Source organism: Arthrobacter sp. P1_B4 (genome assembly GCF_056406555.1).
In genome coordinates, this window is sequence record NZ_JBFTZW010000057.1 from 1 (window position 1) to 20,746 (window position 20,746).

Below are 20,746 nucleotides of genomic sequence, written 5' to 3' on the forward strand. Positions count from 1 at the left end.
CAACAGGAGATGCTCTCCGTCGTCGTGGACGCCTACAAGCCGTAGATCCTGCATACAAATCCTCCACCCTGGCATTACTAACAATCGAAACTCTGCCACCAGCCGGATGCATTTCGGCTTAGGACGGCAGGCGCGCCGTGATTTTCCGCTACTTTCCGCCGGTTTTTGCCGGTCTGCGGGAGAGATCGGGGCGAGGGGACCGGTGGGCTCTGGCATTCGGGAGGCGCTTAAGCAAAAATGACCCGACACCGGGCACAAAAACCGCATGTCCGGCGTTACAACGGTGAACCGTTCCCGGAGCCCAGGGTTACCATCCCGGCGGGCCATCCTGGAACGGCGAATCAATCGAACGAATGCGGAGTGTGAGCAACAAATAATGGCGACTGATTACGATGCGCCGCGTAAGACCGAAGAAGACATCAGCGAGGATTCGATTGAGGCTCTGAAGGCGCGGCGTACGGAGAAGCCTTCCGCCGTGGTGGATGAAGATGAGTCCGACCTCGCCGAAGGCTACGAACTTCCCGGCGCGGACCTGTCCGGGGAGGAACTGCTGGTCCGGGTCCTGCCCGCTCAGGCTGACGAATTCACGTGTGCCTCCTGCTTCCTCGTCCGCCACCGTTCGCAGATTGCCCGCGAAAAGGACGGCCTCAAGTACTGCAAGGATTGCGAGGGCTAGGCGCGCGGCAGTCCTGACCAGGAACCCGGATTCCGGGCACGCATCTCAGGACCGGGGAGGGGGCGACGTGAGGTCCCCTCTGGGAGTTGGGGAGAGCCGTGCAGGAGGCGGTGGGAACTAAGCGTTGAGCGCGGCGATCAGTTGCTCCGGGTGGCGGCTGGACGCCAGCCAGTACGGGGTGCGGTCCGAGGGGTCCTGGATCTGGATCCGGACCACCGGATCCACCCAGCCGCGGATACACAGGAACGCCAGCCCATTGAGCCGGGTGCCCCGCTCCGCCGTCGCTTCTTTGCCCCGGAACGCCGTGGCCTTGCCCAGGAACCCGCGATCAATCGTGGCCCTGCCCACCTTCAGGGTGGTCCTCGTGACCGTGATTGACGGCGTGGACAGGACCAGCAGCACGGAGATGATGACGAAGAGCACGATCGCTGCGGTAATACCGGCCCAGATGCTGATGGGCGCCAGCATGAGGATCCCGGCGCTGGAGAACCCCGCCGCAACCAGCCAGATCCAGAAGTTCGGCCAAAGCTTCTCGGAGTAAAGGGCAGTGGAGTCGCTCGGGGCGCTCTTCGGGGCAGGCGCGGCTGCGCTGGATTCGGGCATAAGCACAGCTTTTCATCTTTCCCGGGCTATTTCACCTCGGCCCCGCCCGGCTCCAGCCCTGGATCCACCCGCATTCACCCGCATCCACCGCGTACCAGTCCCGCGGGCGGCGTGCGCGGGCAGGCCGGCGGCGGCTAGGACGATGTTCCTTGCGGGCGTTAGAGTGAGGGACTGTGACTGAAGAAAACACCGCCGTCGCCAGTGCCGCCCCAACGGCCAGCGACGCAGCCTACGGAACGCCCACCTTGACGGTACAGCTGAAAATGCTCGACGACGGGCTCGAGCCGCCATCGTACGCGCACCCGGGCGACGCGGGCGCTGACCTTCGTGCCCGCGAGGACGTCGTCCTCGCCCCGGGGGAGCGCCGCCTCGTCCCGACAGGCGTCTCGATTGCGCTCCCGGATGGATTCGTTGCGCTGATCCACCCCCGGTCCGGCCTCGCCACCAAGCACGGACTCACGGTGGTGAACGCCCCGGGGACCGTGGACGCCGGCTACCGCGGTGAAATCGCGGTGACACTGCTCAATACGGACCGGGACGAGGCGATCGAGCTCCGCCGCGGCGATAGAATTGCACAAATGGTCATTCAGCGCGTGGAGTACGCCAGGTTCCTCCCGGTCGAGGAGCTCGACGGCTCCGTCCGCGGCGGGGGAGGCTTCGGCTCCACCGGCGGTTTCGGCGGACCGGCCTGAGCGCAGGCCCCGGCAACACCACGGGAGCCAACTGCGTTTCAGCAGTGCCGCAGGCACCGCAGCACATGCAGTCAATGATGCACGGAATAAGGAGCCGGCCGCGGGGTAGCGGGCGGCCACGCGGACAGGCGCCAGGACGGCGCCGGGCGGCGGTACAGGATCACAACTGAAGGAGACACCCCATGGTTTTTGGGCGCGGCAGGAAAGCCAAACAGGAGCAGCCGACCGGGGCCGATACGGACCAGAACGCTGTGGCCACGGAAGCTGCTGGTGACGCCGCCGCGACACCGGCCGGGAACGTTGCCAAAACCGCCGGCCGGGCCGCGACGGGCCCCTTCGACGTCTCGGAAATCGACGACCAGGACGGGTATGTGGACCTCGGTGCGCTGCTGATCGCACCCCGGGAGGGACTCCAGCTCCGCTTGGAGGTTGAAGAGGCGAGCCAGCGCGTCGTCGCCGTCACCATGGACCTGGAGGGATCGAGCCTTCAGCTGCAGGCCTTCGCCGCCCCCCGCTCCGAGGGCCTGTGGGATGAAATCCGTGAGCAGATCGGGCAGTCGGTCGGCAGCCAGGGCGGCCAGGTCGAGGAAGTCGAGGGCAGCTTCGGCACCGAACTCGTGGCGAAGCTTCCCGCCGGCGGCGCGGACGGCAGCCAGGGGTACCGCGTGGCCCGGTTCATCGGCGTCGATGGCCCGCGCTGGTTCCTCCGCGGAGTCTTCGGCGGCGAGGCAGCCCTTGACCGCGACGCGGCGGCCGGACTGGAGGGGCTCTTCCGGAAGATCGTCGTGGTCCGCGGCGAGAACCCCATGCCGCCGCGTGACTTGCTGCAGCTGCGCCTGCCCAAGGACAGCGCCGCTGCACCGTCGCCGCAGGCGGCCCCCGAATTCGAACAGCCCGAACGCGGACCGGAGATAACTCAGATTGGCTGATGCCGCCGGCAAGAAAGCCACCGCCGCCATGTCCGTCCGGGACTTGCCGGACCGCGGGCGGGTGCTGTGCCACGGCTTCATCGAGTCCGTCACGTACGTGCCCGCCAACCAGGTGGCTTCCTTCATTGCGATCCTGATCGATCACGACCTACCTGCGCCCGTCAGCCGTTTCCCGGGTTTTGGTGCCAAAGCCGGCTCCGGTGCCGGGGCGGCCAGCAGCCTGCCGGTCAACGGGGTATCAACACACCGGGTGCGCCCCGGCGCTCAGCGCCAGCGGCCGGCCGGTCCCAAGGAGCGGCTGCGCGTTGTTTGGCTGGGCCGGCGCCGGATCCCCGGCGTCGACGCCGGAACAGAGCTCCGGCTCGAGGGCATGGTCACCATCCGCGACGGGCTGCCCACGATCTTCAACCCACGCTACGAAATACTCTCCCGCCAGGAGGAGCAATGACCTTGCCCGAACACCCCGAGCGGGACCGCCCGGAGCGGCCTCAGCAAGACACCGACCGGCAGGAGCCGGCGGAATCCGCGGACGGCGGCCGGGACATCTCCGCACCCGTGACTTCCGAGCCCACCACCGCCCAGCCCACAACCGCCCAGCCCACAGCCGCCCAGCCCACAACCGCCCAGCCCACAACCGCCCAGCCCACAACCGCCGCGCCAACTGTCGCTCAGCTTGCCGGGGACTACGCGGCCAAGGCCGGCCTGCACCGGTCGAGCAACGGCAACATTGACGTGCTTAGAAGCGCCGGCGGCATCCAGGGCATCGCCGAGAGCATCCTCCCGGGCCTGGTCTTCCTGATTGCCTTCACCATCGACCGGGAAAACCTGGCGATGGCCGTCACGGCCTCCCTGGCGGTGGCCGCCGTCTTCACCGTGGCGCGGCTGGTTCAGCGCAAACCACTGACGCAGGCTCTCGCCGGCTTCATCGGCGTCGGCCTCTCCGCCTGGCTGGCCACCTCGACCGGCAAAGCAGAGAACTTCTACGTCCTGGGGTTCTTCACCAACGTCGGCTACATCCTGGCAATGTCGATCTCCGTGTTCGTGCGCTGGCCGATCGCCGGCCTGCTCTTCGGCTTCATCCGCAACGAGGGCCTGGAATGGCGCAAGGACCCGAAGCGGATCAGGGCGTACAGCATCGGCACGTGGGTGATCGTTGCCGTGCTGGTCCTGCGGCTCGTGGTGCAGGTGCCGCTCTACTTCATGGGCGAGCAGGGCCTCGCCGCCCTCGCCACCACCAGGCTCCTCATGGGCGCCCCGCTGTACATCCTCGGCATCTGGGTTGCCTGGCTGATCACCCGGCCGGCCCCGGTGCCCGCCGCGGCCCCAGAGGCCAACTGACCCGATGCGCTATCAGATATGGCCGTTCCCAAACTTCGGGAACGGCCATATCTGGTAGCGCAACTATTGGGAGCGGAACGGATCAGCCGTCGAAGCCGTCGTCCCCGGCCGGCTGGGTGCCGTGGCCGTGCTGGTCCGAGGTCACCGGGTGCTGGTCCTCCAGCGGTGATTCGGGCGCCAGCAGGGCGCGGAGGTCGTCCTCGGCCGCGATCGTGGTGACAAAGAACAGTTCGTCGCCGCCGTCGATCACGTCGTCGCGGCTCGGCGTGATGGGCGCCTGGTCCCGCAGGATCGCAACGAGGGTGGCGTCCTCGGGCCACTGGACATCGCCCACGGTCAGCCCGATCACATGCGAGTCGTGCGGGACCGTGAACTCCACCAGCGAGGACACCCCGGTCTGCAGTGTCAGCAGCCGCACCAGGTCACCGATCTCCACCGCCTCCTCCACCAGGGCGGTCATCAGCTGCGGGGTGTTGACCGCGACGTCGACGCCCCAGGAGTCGTCGAACATCCAGTCGTTCTTGGGGTTGTTGACCCGGCCGACGGTACGCCCGACGCCGAATTCCGTTTTGGCCAGGAGCGAGACCACCAGGTTGACCTTGTCGTCACCGGTGGCGGAGACCACGACGTCGGCGTCCTCGAGTTTGGCGTCCTGCAGCGTGCTCAGCTCGCAGGCATCACCGACCAGCCAGTGGGCTCCGCGCAGCCCGCTCCGGCCGATGACCTCCGGCTTCTCGTCGATCAGCAGGATTTCGTGCTTGTGGGCCAACAACTCGCGGGCGATCGAGGACCCGACGCTTCCGGCACCGACGATGACGACTTTCACTCAGGACTCCTTGGCAGGGGATTTGGCGAGAATATGGCCGATTTCCGAGCTCCGGTCCACGTTCAGCATGGCGTGGACGGTGTCGCCGTCCTGGTAGGACGTGCCGGCAACGGGCAGCATGCCCTCGCCGAACCGGGTCAGATACGCGATCCGGATGCCGGCCGCCTTCTCGATCGAGGAGATCGGGTGCCCGATCCAGTCCGGGTTAAGGTCAACTTCGGCGAGGACCAGCCGGCCCGAGGGCTCCCGGTAGTCGCCGGCGATGTGCTGTTCGGGCAGGATGCGGCGCAGCACCTGGTCGGCGCTCCAGCGGACCGCGGCGACCGTGGGAATGCCGAGGCGCTGGTAGATTTCGGCGCGGCCCGGATCGTAGATCCTGGCGACCACATGGGGAACGTGGAAAGTCTCCCGCGCCACCCGGGTGGCGAGGATGTTGGAGTTGTCGCCGCTGGAAACGGCCGCGAAGGCATAGGCCTCCTCGACGCCTGCCCGCTTCATCGTCTCGCGGTCAAACCCGACCCCCGTGACCTTCCGTCCGGAAAACCCGGTGCGGAGCCGCCGGAAGGCGCGGTCATCCTGGTCGATGATGGCCACCGAATGACCGGCGTCCTCGAGCGTGTGTGCCAGGGTTGACCCGACACGGCCACAACCCATGATCACGAAGTGCGCCACAAGGGCCTCCTCTTGGTTCTGCGTCTGATACTGCGTAAAACTCTACCGGCCACGCGGTGCCGGAAGGCCACGGCCACGGGGCGCCGGCCGACGTCCTTGCGGACGCCAACTTCGCCGTCATGACATCGCGTCCGAATCAGACTAGCTTTGTGTGGTGCTGACAATTTTCAATGCCGTGAAGCGGGTGCTGGTAGGCAAGCCCTTCCGGAACGACCGTCTGGCCCACACGCTCTTGCCGAAGCGGATCGCGCTGCCCATTTTCGCCTCGGACGCGCTGTCCTCGGTGGCCTATGCCCCGGATGAAATCCTCCTGACCCTGGCCCTGGCCGGCGTGAGCGCGGTCGCCATCGCTCCGTGGGTGGGCCTCGCCGTCATGGTGGTGCTTCTGACCGTCGTGGCCTCCTACCGCCAGAACGTCCACGCCTACCCCTCCGGCGGCGGCGATTACGAGATTGCCAACGTCAACCTGGGCAAGTTCGCCGGCCTCACCGTGGCCTCGGCGCTGCTGGTCGACTATGTGCTGACGGTGGCTGTGTCCATGTCGTCGGCCGCGACGTACCTGACCACCGCCGTGCCCTCGCTGCACGGGCAGCAGGCGGCGATTGCCACGATCGGCGTCATCATCCTGGCCCTCGTGAACCTGCGCGGGATCAAGGAGGCGGGCAGCGTCTTCGCCGTCCCGACCTACATCTTCATGGCCTCGATCCTGGGCATGACCGCCGTCGGGGTCTTCCAGGCCGCAACCGGCCAGCTGGGGCAGGCACCGTCGGCGGCGTTCGAGATTGTGCCTGAGCCGGGCTTCGACGAAGGACTTGTCGGTCTGGCCGGCGCGTTCCTGCTGCTGCGTGCCTTCTCCTCCGGCGCGGCGGCCCTGACCGGCGTCGAAGCCATCAGCAACGGTGTGCCCAACTTCCAGAAGCCGAAGAGCAAGAACGCGGCCACCACGCTGCTGCTGCTGGGCGTGATTGCCTCGGCCATGCTCGCGGGCATCATCTACCTGGCCAACGCCACCAAAGTGCACATCGTGCTGGACCCGGCGACCGAATTCCTGCTGAACGGCAAACCGTTGGAAGAGGGCTACATCCAGAACCCGGCCATCAGCCAGATCGCGCAGACCGTCTTCGGCGAGGGCTCCATCCCGTTCTATATCGTGGTGGCCGCCACCGGCGTCATCCTGGTGTTCGCCTCCAACACGGCGTTCAACGGTTTTCCGGTGCTCGGCTCGATCCTGGCGCAGGACGGCTACCTGCCGCGCCAGCTGCGCACCCGTGGCGACCGGCTGGCCTTCAGCAACGGCGTCCTGGCCCTGGCGGCCGGCGCCCTGGTGCTCATCATCGCCTTCAACGCCGACGTCACAAAGCTCATCCAGCTCTACATCGTGGGCGTCTTCATCTCCTTCACGATGAGCCAGCTGGGCATGATCCGGCACTGGGGCCGGGAGCTGAAGCTTTCCAAGGAACCTGCCGTGCGGTTGCGCATCATCAAGTCCCGGACCATCAACACGGTGGGCTTCTGCATGACCGCCCTGGTCTTGGTGATCGTCCTGATCACCAAGTTCTCGCAGGGCGCCTGGATCGCGCTGCTGGCGATGTTCGTGCTGTTCCTGATCATGTGGAGCATCCGGGCGCACTATGACAACGTGGCCAAGGAACTCGCCGTCGACGAGGACTCCTCGCCGCGCGCCCTACCCACCCGGGTGCACGCGGTGCTGCTCGTCTCGCACGTGCGCAAGCCGGTTCTGCGCGCCCTCGCCTACGCCCGGGCCTCCCGCCCGTCGCGGCTGGACGCCATTACCGTGGACATCAGCTCCGAGGAAACCGAGGCGACAGTTGCGGACTGGGAGAAGCTCGAAATCCCGGTACCCCTAACCGTGCTGGCCAGCCCGTTCCGCGAAACGGTGACCCCGATCATGGACTACATCAAGAACATGCGCCGCGATTCGCCGCGCGACCTGATCGTGGTCTACATCCCGGAGTACGTCGTGGGCAAATGGTGGGAGCAACTCGTCCACAACCAGACCGCGCTGCGCATCAAAACCCGGCTGCACTTCGAGCCCGGGGTCATGGTGTGTAGTGTGCCGTGGCAGCTGAAATCGTCCGAAGAAGCCAAGAACCTGCAGGATATCCAATGACCCACGACACACGGACGCACGCCCACACCGATACCCGCACCGAACTGACGCTCGACGTCGGACCCGTCGCCCACGGCGGGCACTGCGTTGCCCGGCACGAGGGACGCGTCATCTTCGTCCGGCACGGGATTCCCGCCGAAAAGGTCCGTGTCCGGCTCACTGACGACGGCCCGGCCGCGAAATTCTGGCGCGCCGATGTGGTGGAGGTACTGGAGCCCTCCCCGGACCGGGTGCCGCACTTCTGGGACCTCGCCGATTCCGCGCGTTCCTGGTCGCACCGGCACCCGCCCGTCGGCGGCGCCGAACTCGGCCACATCTCCCTGGCGCGCCAGCGCAGCCTCAAAGCCGAGGTCCTGGCCGAACAGCTAAAGCGGCTGGCCGGCGTCGAACTTGCGCCGGCGGGGCAGCTCACAGTCGAAGCCGTCGGCACGGCCGCGGGGGAGCCGGCCGCGTCCGGCCTGGGCTGGCGGACGCGTGCCGGCTTCGCCGTGACGGCGGCCGGCAAGCTCGGCATGCACGCCCACCGCTCCGATGCCATCCTGCCCGTGCGCGACATGCCGCTGGCCGTGGACGGGATCAACGCGCTCCGGCTCTGGGACATCGACCTGCAGGGCATCGACCGGGTCGAGGTTGCCGCCCCGGCGAACGGCTCCCGGCCGCTGGTGCTGCTGGTCCCAGCCCCGGGAACCCGGTCCAAGCGGCTCAGCGGCATCCTGGCCCAGCTGCCCGACGACGTCTCGGTCGCCAGCCTGGACCCGGCCACCGGCGAGGTGCTGCAGTTGCGCGGCCGCACCTACGTCCAGGAGTCCGCCGCGGGCCACGAGTACCGGGTTACCGGCGACGGCTTCTGGCAGATCCACCGGGATGCCCCGGAGACACTCGTCGGCGCCGTCACCGGTTTCCTGCACGACGGCGGCTACCTCGCGCCGGGCTCGGTGGTGGCGGACCTGTACGCCGGGGCCGGACTGTTCACGGCACCGCTGGCCGATGCCGTGGGCGTGACCGGATCCGTGCTCTCTGTCGAGGGAGCACCCGGAACCAGCCGCGATGCACGCAAGAACCTGCACGACGCCGCCCAGGTCGAGATCGTCCAGGGCCGTGTGGAGCGCGTGCTGCGGCAGAAACCCCGCAACTTCGACGCCCTGATCCTGGACCCGCCACGCGCAGGTGCCGGCAAGGCGGTAGTCAAACAGCTGATCGACGCCGGTCCCCGGGCCGTTGCCTACGTCTCCTGCGATCCGGCGTCGTTCGCCCGCGACCTCGGCTACTTCCGGCAGGGCGGTTGGGGCATGGCCGGGCTGCGTGCCTTCGACCTCTATCCGCACACCCACCACATGGAGACTGTGGCGTTACTGACTCCCCAACCGTGATGCCACTAGGATGGGCGTAGTAGTCCGTCGTCGCGCTCCATCACCATTGCTGTTAATGGACTGGCGTTGATCGGCCGTTCCCTGCGTTTCTTACCTGCATTGCGTACCTTGATGTACCGATGCCTGTATTAGTTAGGCCGACCTAACTAGCAAGGGTCCTGCGGCGCGGCAAAGATGAAACTGTTGCGAGAGGAGTCCTGCGATGAGCATTGTGGACAGCTTCGGTTCAAAAGGCAAACTTAATGTAGCCGGAACCGAATATGAAATTTTCCGGTTGAACTCCGTCGAAGGTGCAGAAAACCTTCCGTTCAGCCTCAAGGTATTGCTTGAAAACCTGTTGAGGACCGAGGACGGTGCCAACATCACGGCCGACCACGTCCGTGCGCTGGCAGGCTGGGATCCCAGCGCCGAGCCCGACACCGAGATCCAGTTCACGCCGGCGCGCGTGATCATGCAGGACTTCACCGGCGTGCCGTGCGTCGTTGACCTCGCCACCATGCGTGAGGCCGTCAAGGAGCTCGGCGGAGACCCGAAGCGGGTCAACCCGCTGGCACCGGCCGAAATGGTCATTGACCACTCGGTCCAGATTGACGCCTTCGGCAACTCCGGCGCACTGGAGCGCAACATGGAGATCGAATACCAGCGCAACGGGGAGCGTTACCAGTTCCTGCGCTGGGGCCAGACTGCATTTGACGACTTCAAGGTCGTCCCGCCGGGCACCGGCATTGTGCACCAAGTCAACATCGAGTACCTGGCCCGCACCGTCATGACCCGTGAAGTCGACGGCGTTGTCCGCGCTTACCCGGACACCTGCGTCGGCACCGACTCGCACACCACCATGGTCAACGGCCTGGGCGTGCTGGGCTGGGGCGTTGGCGGCATCGAGGCCGAGGCTGCCATGCTTGGCCAGCCCGTGTCCATGCTCATCCCGCGCGTCGTGGGCTTCAAGCTCACCGGCTCCATCCCGGCCGGCGCCACCGCCACCGACGTCGTCCTGACCATCACCGAGCAGCTGCGCAAGCACGGTGTGGTCGGCAAGTTCGTCGAGTTCTACGGTGAAGGCGTCGCGGCTGTACCGCTGGCCAACCGTGCAACGATCGGCAACATGAGCCCGGAGTTCGGCTCCACCGCCGCGATGTTCCCGATCGACGACGTCACCCTCGACTACCTGCGCCTCACCGGCCGGTCCGACGAGAACGTCGCGCTCGTGGAGTCGTACGCGAAGGAACAGGGCCTCTGGCACGACCCCTCCCGCGAGATCAAGTTCTCCGAGTACCTCGAACTGGACCTGTCCACGGTTGTTCCGTCGATCTCCGGCCCGAAGCGCCCGCAGGACCGCATCATCCTCACGGAGTCCAAGGCCCAGTTCCGCGAGGACCTGCGCAACTACGTGAAGGAAGACCTGGCCGACGGAAGCCTGGACGAAGCGATCGACGAAAGCTTCCCGGCTTCGGACTCGCCCTCGTTCACCGCCTCTTCGTCGCACCCGAGCGACGTGGCCCCGCACGCGCACGGCCCGAAGTCCAACGGCCGCCCGTCCAACAAGGTCAGCGTCAAGACCGCGGACGGACGCGAGTTCGAGCTCGACCACGGCGCGGTCTCGATCGCCTCGATCACCTCCTGCACCAACACGTCCAACCCGTCCGTGATGCTGGCCGCCGCACTGCTGGCCCGCAACGCCGTCGACAAGGGCCTGACGTCCAAGCCGTGGGTCAAGACCTCCGTGGCTCCCGGTTCCAAGGTGGTCACCGACTACTACAACAAGTCGGGCCTGACCCCGTACCTGGAGAAGCTCGGCTTCTACATCGTGGGCTATGGCTGCGCCACCTGCATCGGCAACTCCGGTCCGCTCGACGCCGAGATCTCCGAGGCCATCCAGGCCAACGACCTCTCCGTCACCGCGGTGCTCTCCGGCAACCGTAACTTCGAAGGCCGGATCAACCCGGACGTGAAGATGAACTACCTGGCCTCCCCGCCGCTGGTCATCGCCTACGCCCTAGCCGGTTCCATGGACTTCGACTTCGACAACGACGCCCTGGGCCAGGACGAGGCCGGCAACGACGTCTTCCTGAAGGACATCTGGCCGAACCCGGTCGAGGTCCAGCAGGTCATCGATTCCTCGATCGACAAGGAAATGTTCGCCCGCGGCTACGAAGGCGTCTTTGAGGGCGACGATCGCTGGAAGGCGCTCGACACCCCCGCCGGCGACACCTTCGCCTGGGACGAGAAGTCCACGTACGTCCGCAAGCCCCCGTACTTCGAGGGCATGAAGGCCCAGCCGGAGCCGGTCCAGGACATCACCGGTGCGCGCGTGCTGCTCAAGCTGGGCGACTCCGTCACCACGGACCACATCTCCCCGGCCGGTTCCTTCAAGTCGGACACCCCGGCCGGCCAGTACCTGCTGGCCAACGGTGTGGAGCGCAAGGACTTCAACTCCTACGGCTCACGCCGTGGCAACCACGAGGTCATGATCCGCGGCACGTTCGCGAACATCCGCATCAAGAACCAACTCCTGGACGGCGTGGAGGGCGGCTTCACCCGCGACTTCACCCAGGCCGACGGCCCGCAGGCCTACGTCTACGACGCCGCGCAGAACTACCAGGCAGCCGGCACCGCGCTGGTGGTCCTGGCCGGCAAGGAGTACGGCTCGGGTTCGTCCCGTGACTGGGCCGCCAAGGGCACTGCCCTGCTGGGCGTCAAGGCTGTCGTTGCCGAGAGCTACGAGCGCATCCACCGCTCCAACCTGATCGGCATGGGTGTCCTCCCGCTGCAGTACCCGGCCGGCCAGAACGCCGCCAGCCTGGGCCTGACCGGTACGGAAACCTACGCAGTTGAGGGCGTCACCGCCCTGAACGACGGCACCACGCCGAAGACCCTCAAGGTCACGGCCACCGCCGAAGACGGTTCCGTCACGTCCTTCGACGCCGTGCTGCGCATCGATACGCCGGGCGAGGCGGACTACTACCGCAACGGCGGCATCCTGCAGTACGTCCTGCGCCAGATCTCCGCACACTAGCGGAGCTGCCGGGCACGCTCCGGTAACGCATGCAACGGCCCCGGCCGGTCACTGACCGGCCGGGGCCGTTGCATTTCCCGGTTTCGGCCGCGGGTGCTGGATCTCGAGCGGGGGAGCGGCGGGCGGGGCCGTGCAGGGCGCCGGAACGCCTCCGGCGCGGCGGCCTGCCCGGAGGCGTTAGAGTTAAAAGGCATGTCTACCACCCGAAGGAGGGGCCGTTGGGAATCTTGGACACCATCCGGAATCCGCAGGACCTGAGTAAGTTGTCCGGGGCGCAGCTGGATCAGCTGGCAGCCGAGGTCAGGGATTTCCTGATCGGCAACGTCTCCCGGACGGGAGGGCACCTGGGCCCGAACCTCGGCGTCGTCGAGCTCACCATCGCGGTGCACCGGATCTTCGATTCCCCCCGCGACAGCATTGTCTTCGACACAGGGCACCAGTCCTACGTGCACAAGCTCCTCACCGGACGGCAGGATTTCAGCACGCTCCGCCAGCAGGGCGGCATGTCCGGCTACCCGGACCGCGGCGAATCCGAGCACGACATCGTCGAAAGCTCGCACGCGTCTTCCTCGCTGTCCTGGGCCGACGGCATCTCGCGCGCCCGGCAGCTGACCGGCGACGGCGACCGCTTCGTCGTCGCGGTGGTGGGCGACGGCGCCCTGACCGGCGGCATGGCGTGGGAGGCCATCAACAACATCGCGGCGGACAAGAAACGCCGTGTCGTGATCGTGGTCAACGACAACGGCCGCTCCTACGCCCCAACGGTCGGCGGGTTCGCCGACTACCTGGCGTCCCTGCGCCCCACCATCGATTCCCTCCGGGCCGCGCCCTCCTATGAAGGCACGCTCGAGTGGTGGAAGCGCAAACTGCAGAAGGGCGGCCCCGCGGGGCAGTTCACGTACAAGAGCCTGCACGCCATGAAGAAGGGCATCAAGGACTGGTGGGCCCCGCAGGGCATGTTCGAGGACCTCGGCATGAAGTACATCGGTCCCGTCGACGGCCACGACCTCCAGGCCATGGAAAACGCCCTGTCCACCGCCAAGAACTATGCCGGCCCCGTGATCGTGCACGCCATGACGGAAAAGGGCCACGGCTACGCCCCGGCCCGCGCCCATGAAGCGGACCAGTTCCATGCCGTGGGGATCATCGATCCGGAGACCGGCGCACCCACCGAGGCCGGTGGCGCGAAGTCCTGGACCGCGGTGTTCGCCGACGAGATCGCCGACATCGCCGACGAGCGCCAGGACATCGTCGGGATTACCGGTGCCATGCTGATTCCGGTCGGGCTACACAAGTTCGCCGCCCGGCACCCGGAGCGCGTGTTCGACGTCGGCATCGCCGAGCAGCACGCCCTCACCTCGGCTGCCGGCATGGCGTTCGGGGGACTGCACCCGGTGGTCGCGGTCTACGCGACGTTCCTGAACCGTGCCTTCGACCAGCTGCTGATGGATGTCGCCCTGCACAAAGCCGGCGTCACGATCGTGCTGGACCGGGCCGGCGTCACCGGACCCGACGGCGCAAGCCATCACGGCATGTGGGACATGGCCATGGTCCAGATCGTCCCCGGGCTGCACCTCGCCGCGCCGCGCGACGCCACCCGGCTGCGGGAGGAACTGCGCGAGGCTGTGGCCATTGAAGACGCCCCGAGCGTGCTCCGCTACTCTAAGGGCAACGTCGGCCCCGAAGTCGATGCGGTCGAACGCCTGGAGGACGGCGTGGACGTGCTGGCCCGCCGGCCCGCGGGCTCGAGCGAGAACGACGTCCTGATCGTCAGCGTGGGCGCCATGTCAGAACTCGCTCTGGACGTCTCCGGCCGGCTCGGTGCCCAGGGCATCAGCTCCACGGTGGTGGATCCGCGCTGGGTCCTCCCGGTCCGGCAGTCCATCATCGATCTCGCCGCGCGCCACCGCCTGGTCATTTGCATTGAGGACGGAGTGCGGGCCGGCGGCGTCGGTTCCCGGATCCGCCAGGAGATGCGTGCCGCGGGCGTCGACACCGCCCTCAACGAGGTGGGCCTGCCGGTCGAGTTCCTCGAACACGGCACGCGCAGCCAGGTGCTCGAACGCGTGGGCCTGACCGCCCAGCAGATCACGCACGACGTCGTCGCCCAGGTCCTGGGCACCAAGGTGCCGTTTGCGCGCCCCTTGCCCGGCCAGGAACACCCCAGCACCGGCAGCATCCCGCAGCTGTAGCCAGCACATCCGTTGAGCACTACCCGTGGGCGCCACTGAATCCGGCGCCGGACGGCCCAGGAAGGAACTGGCATATGAGTGGAATTATCAGAGTTTACAAGCGTGACGAAGAGGGCACCCTGCACTTCAGGGAGGCCTGGTTTGATGAGGACTACAGCCAGTTCGTGATGAACCACGGCGTCGTCGGACACCAGAGCAAGACGGACGAGACCGACGTCGCGGACGCCGAGGCGGCGGAGCGCCTCATGGACGCCTTCGCGGCGCAGTGCGCCGAGGACGGCTACGCCGAAATTCCGGCGGAGGAACAGTCCTGGGTAGTAGCCCAGTACGCGCTGAAGACCAAGGAGGGGACCAGCCGCGACCGGTACCTCGAGGAAAAAGCCAAAGACGCCCTGATCAGCCATCTGGCCTGGCGGGGCCTGGGGATCGTGGACCGCAGCGAATTTTCCGACGCCCGGCTCAACATCTTCTGCCTCACCCCGGACGTGAATAAGACCGTCAACGCCATCAAGGTCTGCATCCGCGGCGAAGACCTCGACTTCACCAAACTGAGCATTGGCGCCGCGCCGTTTGGCGAGGATACTTTCAAGCTCAAGCACTCGCCGAAGCCGGCAAACAGCTTCACGCTTTAGGCAGCACGGGCAAGGAGCCGGGCACGGCTCACACCAGTTTGGGGGCACGGACTGAAAGGCAACGCAATGACGCGCAAACCCTCGAAACCAGGCTGCACCCCGCTGCCCGCGGGACTCGCGGCGCCGGCGCGAAAGTCGCTCGCGCACGCCGGGATCGAGACCCTCGAAAACCTCGTGCAGCTTGGCCGGCGCCGGCTTGCCGGGATGCCGGGCGTCTGCCCCCGGACCCTCGCGCAGCTCCAGGACGCCATGGACGAGCACGGGCTGAAGCTGCCGGCAGGGTAGCGGGGGTCCGCTCCTCCGCCGCCCGCGGCGGCCTGGCCGGGACACCCGCCGGGGCGATATAGGCTAAAACCATGACTGAATACCGCCGCGTTGGAACTTCCGGACTGTCCGTCTCTGTCGTGGGACTTGGCTGCAACAACCTGGGCCGGTCCGGGACCGTGACTGAATCGCAGGAAGGCACCGACGCCGTCGTGCACGCGGCGCTCGACGCCGGGATCACCTTCTTTGACGTCGCGGACGCCTACGGCCGCGAGCCCGGCCTCAGCGAGTCAATGCTCGGCAAGGCCCTCGGTTCCCGCCGCGACGATGCGGTCATCGGCACGAAGTTCGGCATGGACATGCGCGGCGCCAACGGCGAGGACTTCGGTGCGCGCGGATCCCGCCGCTACATCATCAAGGCGGCGGAGGCCTCGCTGCGCCGGCTCGGTACGGACTGGATCGACCTCTACCAGTTCCACACCCCGGACCCGCTCACGCCCATCGACGAGACGCTCTCGGCCCTCGACGACCTCGTCACCAGCGGCAAGGTCCGCTACATCGGCCACTCCAACCGGGCCGGCTGGCAGATCGCCGAGGCCGAGTACGTGGCACGCGCCCGCGGGGGAGCCCGCTTCATCTCCAGCCAGAACCACTACAACCTGCTGGACCGGCGCGCCGAACTCGAGGTCACCCCTGCAGCCGAGGCCTACGGCCTGGGCGTCCTGCCGTACTTCCCGCTCGCCAACGGCCTGCTGACCGGCAAATACTCCGCCGGCCAGGCCCCCGAGGGAAGCCGGCTCAGCCACACCCGCACCAACCTGGTCCACGACGCCGACTGGGAACAGCTGGGTGCCTTCGGCAAGTTCGCCGCCGACCGCGGGCTCAACGAAGTCCAGGTGGCCTTCTCCTGGCTGGCCGCCCAGCCGTCCGTCAGCAGCGTCATCGCCGGCGCCACCACCCCGGAGCAGGTACGCCAGAACGCCGCCGCCGTGGCCTGGAAACCCAGCCATGCCGACCTCGCCGAGCTGGACGACCTCTTCCCGCGCACGCCCAAGGTGGCGCTGTTCTGAACAGTGCTGCAAGCGCCGGCGCGGCGGAACCTGCCGTGACGCATTCAATCCTGATGGACGTCGACACCGGGATCGACGACGCCCTGGCCCTGGTCTACCTGCTGTCCCGGCCCGAGGTCCACATCCAGGCGATCACGTGCACCGCCGGGAACGTCGGGGCCCGGCAGGTGGCGCTGAACAACCTGACCCTGCTGGAGCTGTGCGGCCGCGAGGGCATCGAGGTGGCCATCGGCGCCGAGGTCCCGCTGGAGATCCCGCTGGTCACCACCGAGGAGACCCACGGGCCGCAGGGCATCGGCTACGCCGAGCTGCCGCCGCCGCGCCAGCAGATCTCGGCGCGGCACGCCGTCGACGTCTGGGTCGAGGAGGTGCGGGCGCACCCGGGGGAGCTCACCGGCCTGATCACCGGACCGCTGACCAACTTCGCCCTGGCCCTGCGCCGGGAACCGGAACTTCCCCGGCTGCTCAAGGGACTTGTGATCATGGGCGGCAGCTTCTACTACCAGGGCAACACCACCCCGACGGCCGAATGGAACACCTCGGTGGATCCGCATGCCGCCAAGGAGGTGTTTGCCGCCTACCGGGGCCTGCCCGAGGACAAACTGCCGATCCTGTGTGCCCTGGAAATGACCGAGCGGATCGAGATGCACCCGGAGCACCTGCGCCGGCTTGGCGAGGCCGCCGGTGCACCGGAGCCCGAACTCGTCCTCCCCGAGCAGCCCGAAGGCCAGCGCAGCCGGTCCGGGAACCCCCTCGTCGCGTGCCTGTCCGACGCCCTGCGCTTCTATATGGAATTTCACCGGCTCTATGACCAAGGCTATGTGGCGCACGTGCACGACGCCTTCGCGGCCTGCGCCGCAGCGGGGCGCACACCGTTCGCCACCCGGCCGGCCACGGTCGACGTCGAAACGGATTCGCCCCTGCTGATGGGTACCACGGTGGCCGATTTCCGCGGGCTGTGGGGGTTGGCGCCGAACGCCAGGATCGTCTCCGACAACAACCCCGGGCACTGCTTCGACGAATTGATTTCCTCGATCGGCGCCCTGGCCCGGGAGGTGGGACGCCGGACGCCGACGGGCTGAAACCGGACAGTATGGCTGCGCCAATGCGGGGAGTGCCCGCAGGAGTCTGCGGATCGCTAGGAGGGTCGCCGCTCGCTAGGATGGTAGCTGCGCCGAGGTGACATGAGGCGGAACTTGTTGCACCCAGCCAAAGGAACACCCCTCATGTCACAGCCAGCCCTCACCATCATTGCCCCTGGACAGGCGGCCGGCCGCAGGCGCCGCCTGCTCGAAATCGCCGGGGCCGCCGCCATCGCCGCCACCTACATCTTCCTGGTGTTGACCCAGCCCGCCGACATTGCCAACGGCCCGGCCAGCTTCTCGGCCCTCGTTGCCCTCGGCGGCTTCCTGCTCGGCGCAGTGCTGCTGATTGCGGCCGTCCTGCCGGCGCTGCCCACCTCCACCGTGGTCCTCATCCCGGTGGCACTGGTCCTGAACGTGGTCCTCGGACAGCTGATGGGCAGCACGGGCCTGCCGTTCTACATCGACGCGATCGGCACCGTCCTGATCGCCGTCCTCGCCGGACCCGCAGCGGGCGCCGCCACAGGCGCGCTGTGCAGCATCGTCTGGTCCTTCTTCAACCCCACCGTCCTGCCGTTCGCCGCCGGTGCCGCCCTCATCGGCTTCCTCGCCGGCATGGCCGCCCGCGGCAGCCTGTTCCGCCGCTTCTACGTCGCCCCCGTCGCCGGCTTCGTCACCGGCATCCTGGCCGGCGTCGTCTCCGCCCCGATCGCCGCGTTCGTCTTTGGCGGCACGTCAGGGCTGGGTACCGGGGCGATCGTCAGCGCCTTCCGCGCCATGGGCGATACCCTCCTGGCCGCCATCACCAAGCAGGCACTGATTTCCGACCCCATGGACAAGGCGATCGTCTTCACCATCGCGGCGCTGCTCGCCTACGCCCTGCCCCGCCGCACCACCTTCCAGTTCCCCTTCGTGCGGCGCTACCGGGTGCTCGCCGGCAAGGCCCCGGCAGCACCGGACGCCTGAGCCCCGCGGCGGCTGGGACACCCCGACCCTGCGACACTGACACAGCGACCATGACACCGCGACTGCACCCCTTCACCACGCTGACCCTCGCCGTATGCGCCGCCGTCGTCACGACGGCGGCCGCGTATTGGCCGTTGTCTGTCGCCGTGGCCCTCGCCGCGGTGATCCTTGCCGCGCGCCATGGCATTGCGGGGCGCGTCCTGACCGCAGGAGCCGTGATCCTGACGCCCCTGTGCCTGTCCCTGCTGGTGCTGCACGGCCTCTTCTTCCCTGAGGGCCAGACCGTGCTGGCCCAGTGGGGCCCGGCGAGGGTCACGGCCGAGGGTCTGGGCTTCGCACTGGAGCTGGGAACCCGGACCACGGCCTGCGTGCTGGTATTCCTGCTCTTTTCCTTCACCGTGAGCGTCCCCGACCTCGTCTCCGCCCTCGCCGGGCGTAGGATCCCGCCGCAGTTCGGCTTCGTCCTGGCCTCCACGCTCACCCTCCTGCCCGCCGTCGCGGGCCGCCTGGACCGGATCCGGCAGGCCCAGGAAACCCGCGGGATGGTGGTCGGACGCGGCCTGCTGTCCCGCCTCGGCACCCTCCGTCTGCAGATGGTGCCGCTGGTCCTGGCACTGATTGACGACGCCGGAAGCCGGGCCCAGGCGCTCGACGCCCGCGGCTTCGGCAGCCCGGGGCCCCGGACCAGCTACCGCGAAGTCGCCGACCCGCCCGCCCAGCGGCTCTTCCGTGCAGCCGCGCTGGTGTTCGCGGCGGCCGCCGTCGCCGGGGGGATTATGGCCTCCTGGCCTGCCGGGGCGGCGTCATGACGGCCGCCACCCGCACGGCGCTTCAGATCCGGATCGAGGCGTTCACGTTCCACGGCGATGACGCCCCGGTGCTGAGGGATGCCGCACTCTCGGTCACGCCGGGTTCCCTGACCGCCGTCCTGGGCGGGTCCGGGAGCGGAAAATCCACGTTGGGCAAACTTTTGGCCGGCTGGCTCCGGGCCGGTCACGCCGGACAATTCCGCGGCAGCCTGGAGCTCGGTGGCACGGTGCTGGAATTCCGCGGCGTGCCCGAGGACCCCCGGATCAACCCCGCCGAGTGGTCCCGCCGCGTGGCCTTCGTTCCGCAGGACGCCGCGGCGATGCTCTCCTCGGTGCGCGCCACGGTCGCGGAGGAGTTGGCCTTCGGCCTGGAAAACCGCGCGACGGCCCGGGAGGACATGCTCCGCGCGGTGGAGCGCACGGCTGCCCGCACCGGACTCTCTCACCTGCTGGACCGGGACCCGGCCACGCTCTCCGGCGGGGAGCTGCGCCGGCTCGCCGTGGGCTGCGCCGTCATCGCGGAACCGGACGTGCTCATCCTGGACGAGCCGTTGGCATCGCTGGACGCCGCCGGAGCCGCGCAAGTCGAGGCACTGGTCCGCAGCCTCTGCGGCGCCGGGACCGGCGTCGTCCTCCTGAGCCAGGCGGCGGACCGGCTCGCCGGGGAAGCCACGCACTGGACGGTTCTCGACGCTCAGACGGCGCACGACGGCAGGACGGTCACCGCTGCCGGGACGGTCACCGCTGCCGGGACGCCGGCGCAGCTGGCCGGCTCTGCCGAACTGGAGCGCGCCGGAGTGATTGGCATAGGCGGGCCCGGCGGTATTGTGCCCAGCGTCCTGGGGTCCGGCGTCCTGGGGTCCGGCGCTATTGGGTCCGGTGCCCCACCGTTCGGTGGGTCAGGAGGCGCCGCCGGTGCCCGCCTTCCCGGGCCGGTGCCTGCCGCGGCGCCCGGTCCCGGACCGGCATCGCTGGAACTGCGCGGGGTTGGGTTCGGCTACGCTGGGGACCCGCGGCGGCACGGCCCCGGCGCGCAGGACCGGGTCCTCCGGGACGTGGATTTGGCCGTGCGCCCTGGCGAGATCATCGCCGTGACCGGGCCCAACGGCGCCGGCAAGTCGACACTGCTGCGCCACTTCAATGGACTGCTCCGGCCCTCGGCCGGGGACGTGCTGGTCTGCGGGCGCAGCATTGCCGGCGTGCCGGTGGGAAAGGTCGCGGCTTCCGTGGGCCTGTTGTTCCAGCACCCCCGGGACCAGCTCTTCGAACGGACCGTCCTGCGGGAAGCCACGTTCGGACTCCGGCAACTCTCCGGAAAGGCCCCCGCCGAGGGCAAGGCCCGGGCCGCTCTGGCCGCGGTGGGCCTGTCCGGTACCGAGGCGGCACACCCGGCCGAGCTGTCCGCCTCCCGGCAGCGGCTGCTCGCCCTGGCCACGGTCCTGGCCCGCGAACCGGCGGTGTTGGCCCTGGACGAACCG

At 68.1% G+C, this 20,746-nt stretch carries 19 protein-coding genes; 16 read left to right on the forward strand and 3 right to left on the reverse strand.

All coding sequences use genetic code 11. The annotated features are described in order from the left end of the window. Positions 1-376 precede the first annotated feature (376 nt). Positions 377-676 carry a DUF4193 domain-containing protein gene (locus AC1D1W_RS15150; RefSeq protein WP_243179335.1) on the forward strand — a complete coding sequence of 100 codons (300 nt, stop codon included), beginning with the start codon at positions 377-379 and terminating at the stop codon, positions 674-676. Between the two features lie 117 nt (positions 677-793). Here AC1D1W_RS15150 and AC1D1W_RS15155 read toward each other — a convergent pair whose 3' ends face one another. Further along, the gene (locus AC1D1W_RS15155) at positions 794-1,279 is read right to left on the reverse strand and encodes a DUF3093 domain-containing protein (RefSeq protein WP_476944119.1); all 486 of its coding nucleotides are present in this window, start codon (positions 1,277-1,279) and stop codon (positions 794-796) included. A 173-nt stretch (positions 1,280-1,452) separates the two neighbouring features. Between AC1D1W_RS15155 and dut the strand changes: the two genes are divergently transcribed. The 4 genes from dut to AC1D1W_RS15175 all read left to right on the forward strand — a co-directional run bounded on the left by dut (position 1,453) and on the right by AC1D1W_RS15175 (position 4,238). Beyond that, positions 1,453-1,971 carry a dUTP diphosphatase gene (gene dut / locus AC1D1W_RS15160; protein WP_230010969.1) on the forward strand — a complete coding sequence of 173 codons (519 nt, stop codon included), beginning with the start codon at positions 1,453-1,455 and terminating at the stop codon, positions 1,969-1,971. Positions 1,972-2,153: 182 nt separating this feature from the next. Then, positions 2,154-2,900, forward strand: a complete 747-nt coding sequence (locus AC1D1W_RS15165; RefSeq protein WP_476944120.1) for a DUF3710 domain-containing protein — start codon at positions 2,154-2,156, stop codon at positions 2,898-2,900. Continuing rightward, positions 2,893-3,348, forward strand: a complete 456-nt coding sequence (locus tag AC1D1W_RS15170) for a hypothetical protein (RefSeq protein ID WP_243179330.1) — start codon at positions 2,893-2,895, stop codon at positions 3,346-3,348. Before AC1D1W_RS15165 ends, AC1D1W_RS15170 begins: the two co-directional genes overlap by 8 nt. Next, a complete protein-coding gene (locus AC1D1W_RS15175; RefSeq protein WP_476944121.1) occupies positions 3,345-4,238 on the forward strand; it encodes a DUF3159 domain-containing protein in 894 nt (297 codons plus the stop codon). The genes AC1D1W_RS15170 and AC1D1W_RS15175 overlap by 4 nt, the downstream gene beginning before the upstream one ends. A gap of 82 nt (positions 4,239-4,320) precedes the next feature. On the opposite strand, the gene AC1D1W_RS15180 is transcribed toward AC1D1W_RS15175, so the two are convergent. Both AC1D1W_RS15180 and AC1D1W_RS15185 read right to left on the reverse strand, forming a co-directional pair. Beyond that, positions 4,321-5,064, reverse strand: coding sequence for a potassium channel family protein (locus AC1D1W_RS15180; RefSeq protein WP_018772421.1), 744 nt, complete (start codon positions 5,062-5,064; stop codon positions 4,321-4,323). Next, complete coding sequence (locus AC1D1W_RS15185; RefSeq protein ID WP_028277003.1) at positions 5,065-5,736, reverse strand: potassium channel family protein; 672 nt, start codon at positions 5,734-5,736, stop codon at positions 5,065-5,067. A gap of 154 nt (positions 5,737-5,890) precedes the next feature. On the opposite strand from AC1D1W_RS15185, the gene AC1D1W_RS15190 reads away from it, so the two are divergent. The 11 genes from AC1D1W_RS15190 to AC1D1W_RS15240 form a co-directional block, all read left to right on the forward strand. Next, complete coding sequence (locus AC1D1W_RS15190; protein WP_173403080.1) at positions 5,891-7,867, forward strand: APC family permease; 1,977 nt, start codon at positions 5,891-5,893, stop codon at positions 7,865-7,867. Continuing rightward, positions 7,864-9,237, forward strand: coding sequence for a class I SAM-dependent RNA methyltransferase (locus AC1D1W_RS15195; protein WP_476944122.1), 1,374 nt, complete (start codon positions 7,864-7,866; stop codon positions 9,235-9,237). The genes AC1D1W_RS15190 and AC1D1W_RS15195 overlap by 4 nt, the downstream gene beginning before the upstream one ends. A 202-nt stretch (positions 9,238-9,439) precedes the next feature. Continuing rightward, positions 9,440-12,253 (forward strand): aconitate hydratase, encoded by a 2,814-nt coding sequence (locus AC1D1W_RS15200; RefSeq protein WP_476944123.1) that lies wholly within the window; start codon positions 9,440-9,442, stop codon positions 12,251-12,253. 218 nt (positions 12,254-12,471) lie between these two features. Next, complete coding sequence (gene dxs / locus AC1D1W_RS15205; protein WP_476873101.1) at positions 12,472-14,445, forward strand: 1-deoxy-D-xylulose-5-phosphate synthase; 1,974 nt, start codon at positions 12,472-12,474, stop codon at positions 14,443-14,445. A gap of 74 nt (positions 14,446-14,519) precedes the next feature. Next, complete coding sequence (locus AC1D1W_RS15210; protein WP_028277007.1) at positions 14,520-15,077, forward strand: hypothetical protein; 558 nt, start codon at positions 14,520-14,522, stop codon at positions 15,075-15,077. 66 nt (positions 15,078-15,143) lie between these two features. Further along, on the forward strand, positions 15,144-15,362 hold the full coding sequence (locus AC1D1W_RS15215) for a helix-hairpin-helix domain-containing protein (protein WP_243179305.1): 219 nt from the start codon (positions 15,144-15,146) through the stop codon (positions 15,360-15,362). Between the two features lie 71 nt (positions 15,363-15,433). Next, positions 15,434-16,411 carry an aldo/keto reductase gene (locus AC1D1W_RS15220; protein ID WP_243179303.1) on the forward strand — a complete coding sequence of 326 codons (978 nt, stop codon included), beginning with the start codon at positions 15,434-15,436 and terminating at the stop codon, positions 16,409-16,411. 53 nt (positions 16,412-16,464) lie between these two features. After that, complete coding sequence (locus tag AC1D1W_RS15225) at positions 16,465-17,493, forward strand: nucleoside hydrolase (protein ID WP_243179593.1); 1,029 nt, start codon at positions 16,465-16,467, stop codon at positions 17,491-17,493. A 144-nt stretch (positions 17,494-17,637) separates the two neighbouring features. Further along, on the forward strand, positions 17,638-18,459 hold the full coding sequence (locus AC1D1W_RS15230) for an ECF transporter S component (protein ID WP_476944124.1): 822 nt from the start codon (positions 17,638-17,640) through the stop codon (positions 18,457-18,459). Positions 18,460-18,509: 50 nt separating this feature from the next. Continuing rightward, positions 18,510-19,268: an energy-coupling factor transporter transmembrane component T gene (locus tag AC1D1W_RS15235; protein ID WP_476944125.1), complete on the forward strand. Its 759-nt coding sequence runs from the start codon at positions 18,510-18,512 to the stop codon at positions 19,266-19,268. After that, positions 19,265-20,746, forward strand: a 1,482-nt coding sequence (locus AC1D1W_RS15240) for an ABC transporter ATP-binding protein (RefSeq protein WP_476944126.1), incomplete at its 3' end; no start/stop codon positions are given. The genes AC1D1W_RS15235 and AC1D1W_RS15240, both read left to right, overlap by 4 nt.

What these genes read in the sequence shown, in the direction of transcription:
- AC1D1W_RS15150 (WP_243179335.1), top strand. Translation starts at nt 377, where the DNA reads ATGGCGACTGATTACGATGCGCCGCGTAAGACCGAAGAAGACATCAGC.
- AC1D1W_RS15155 (WP_476944119.1), bottom strand. Translation starts at nt 1,279, where the DNA reads ATGCCCGAATCCAGCGCAGCCGCGCCTGCCCCGAAGAGCGCCCCGAGC.
- AC1D1W_RS15165 (WP_476944120.1), top strand. Translation starts at nt 2,154, where the DNA reads ATGGTTTTTGGGCGCGGCAGGAAAGCCAAACAGGAGCAGCCGACCGGG.
- AC1D1W_RS15175 (WP_476944121.1), top strand. Translation starts at nt 3,345, where the DNA reads ATGACCTTGCCCGAACACCCCGAGCGGGACCGCCCGGAGCGGCCTCAG.
- AC1D1W_RS15195 (WP_476944122.1), top strand. Translation starts at nt 7,864, where the DNA reads ATGACCCACGACACACGGACGCACGCCCACACCGATACCCGCACCGAA.
- AC1D1W_RS15200 (WP_476944123.1), top strand. Translation starts at nt 9,440, where the DNA reads ATGAGCATTGTGGACAGCTTCGGTTCAAAAGGCAAACTTAATGTAGCC.
- AC1D1W_RS15210 (WP_028277007.1), top strand. Translation starts at nt 14,520, where the DNA reads ATGAGTGGAATTATCAGAGTTTACAAGCGTGACGAAGAGGGCACCCTG.
- AC1D1W_RS15215 (WP_243179305.1), top strand. Translation starts at nt 15,144, where the DNA reads ATGACGCGCAAACCCTCGAAACCAGGCTGCACCCCGCTGCCCGCGGGA.
- AC1D1W_RS15220 (WP_243179303.1), top strand. Translation starts at nt 15,434, where the DNA reads ATGACTGAATACCGCCGCGTTGGAACTTCCGGACTGTCCGTCTCTGTC.
- AC1D1W_RS15225 (WP_243179593.1), top strand. Translation starts at nt 16,465, where the DNA reads ATGGACGTCGACACCGGGATCGACGACGCCCTGGCCCTGGTCTACCTG.
- AC1D1W_RS15230 (WP_476944124.1), top strand. Translation starts at nt 17,638, where the DNA reads ATGTCACAGCCAGCCCTCACCATCATTGCCCCTGGACAGGCGGCCGGC.
- AC1D1W_RS15235 (WP_476944125.1), top strand. Translation starts at nt 18,510, where the DNA reads ATGACACCGCGACTGCACCCCTTCACCACGCTGACCCTCGCCGTATGC.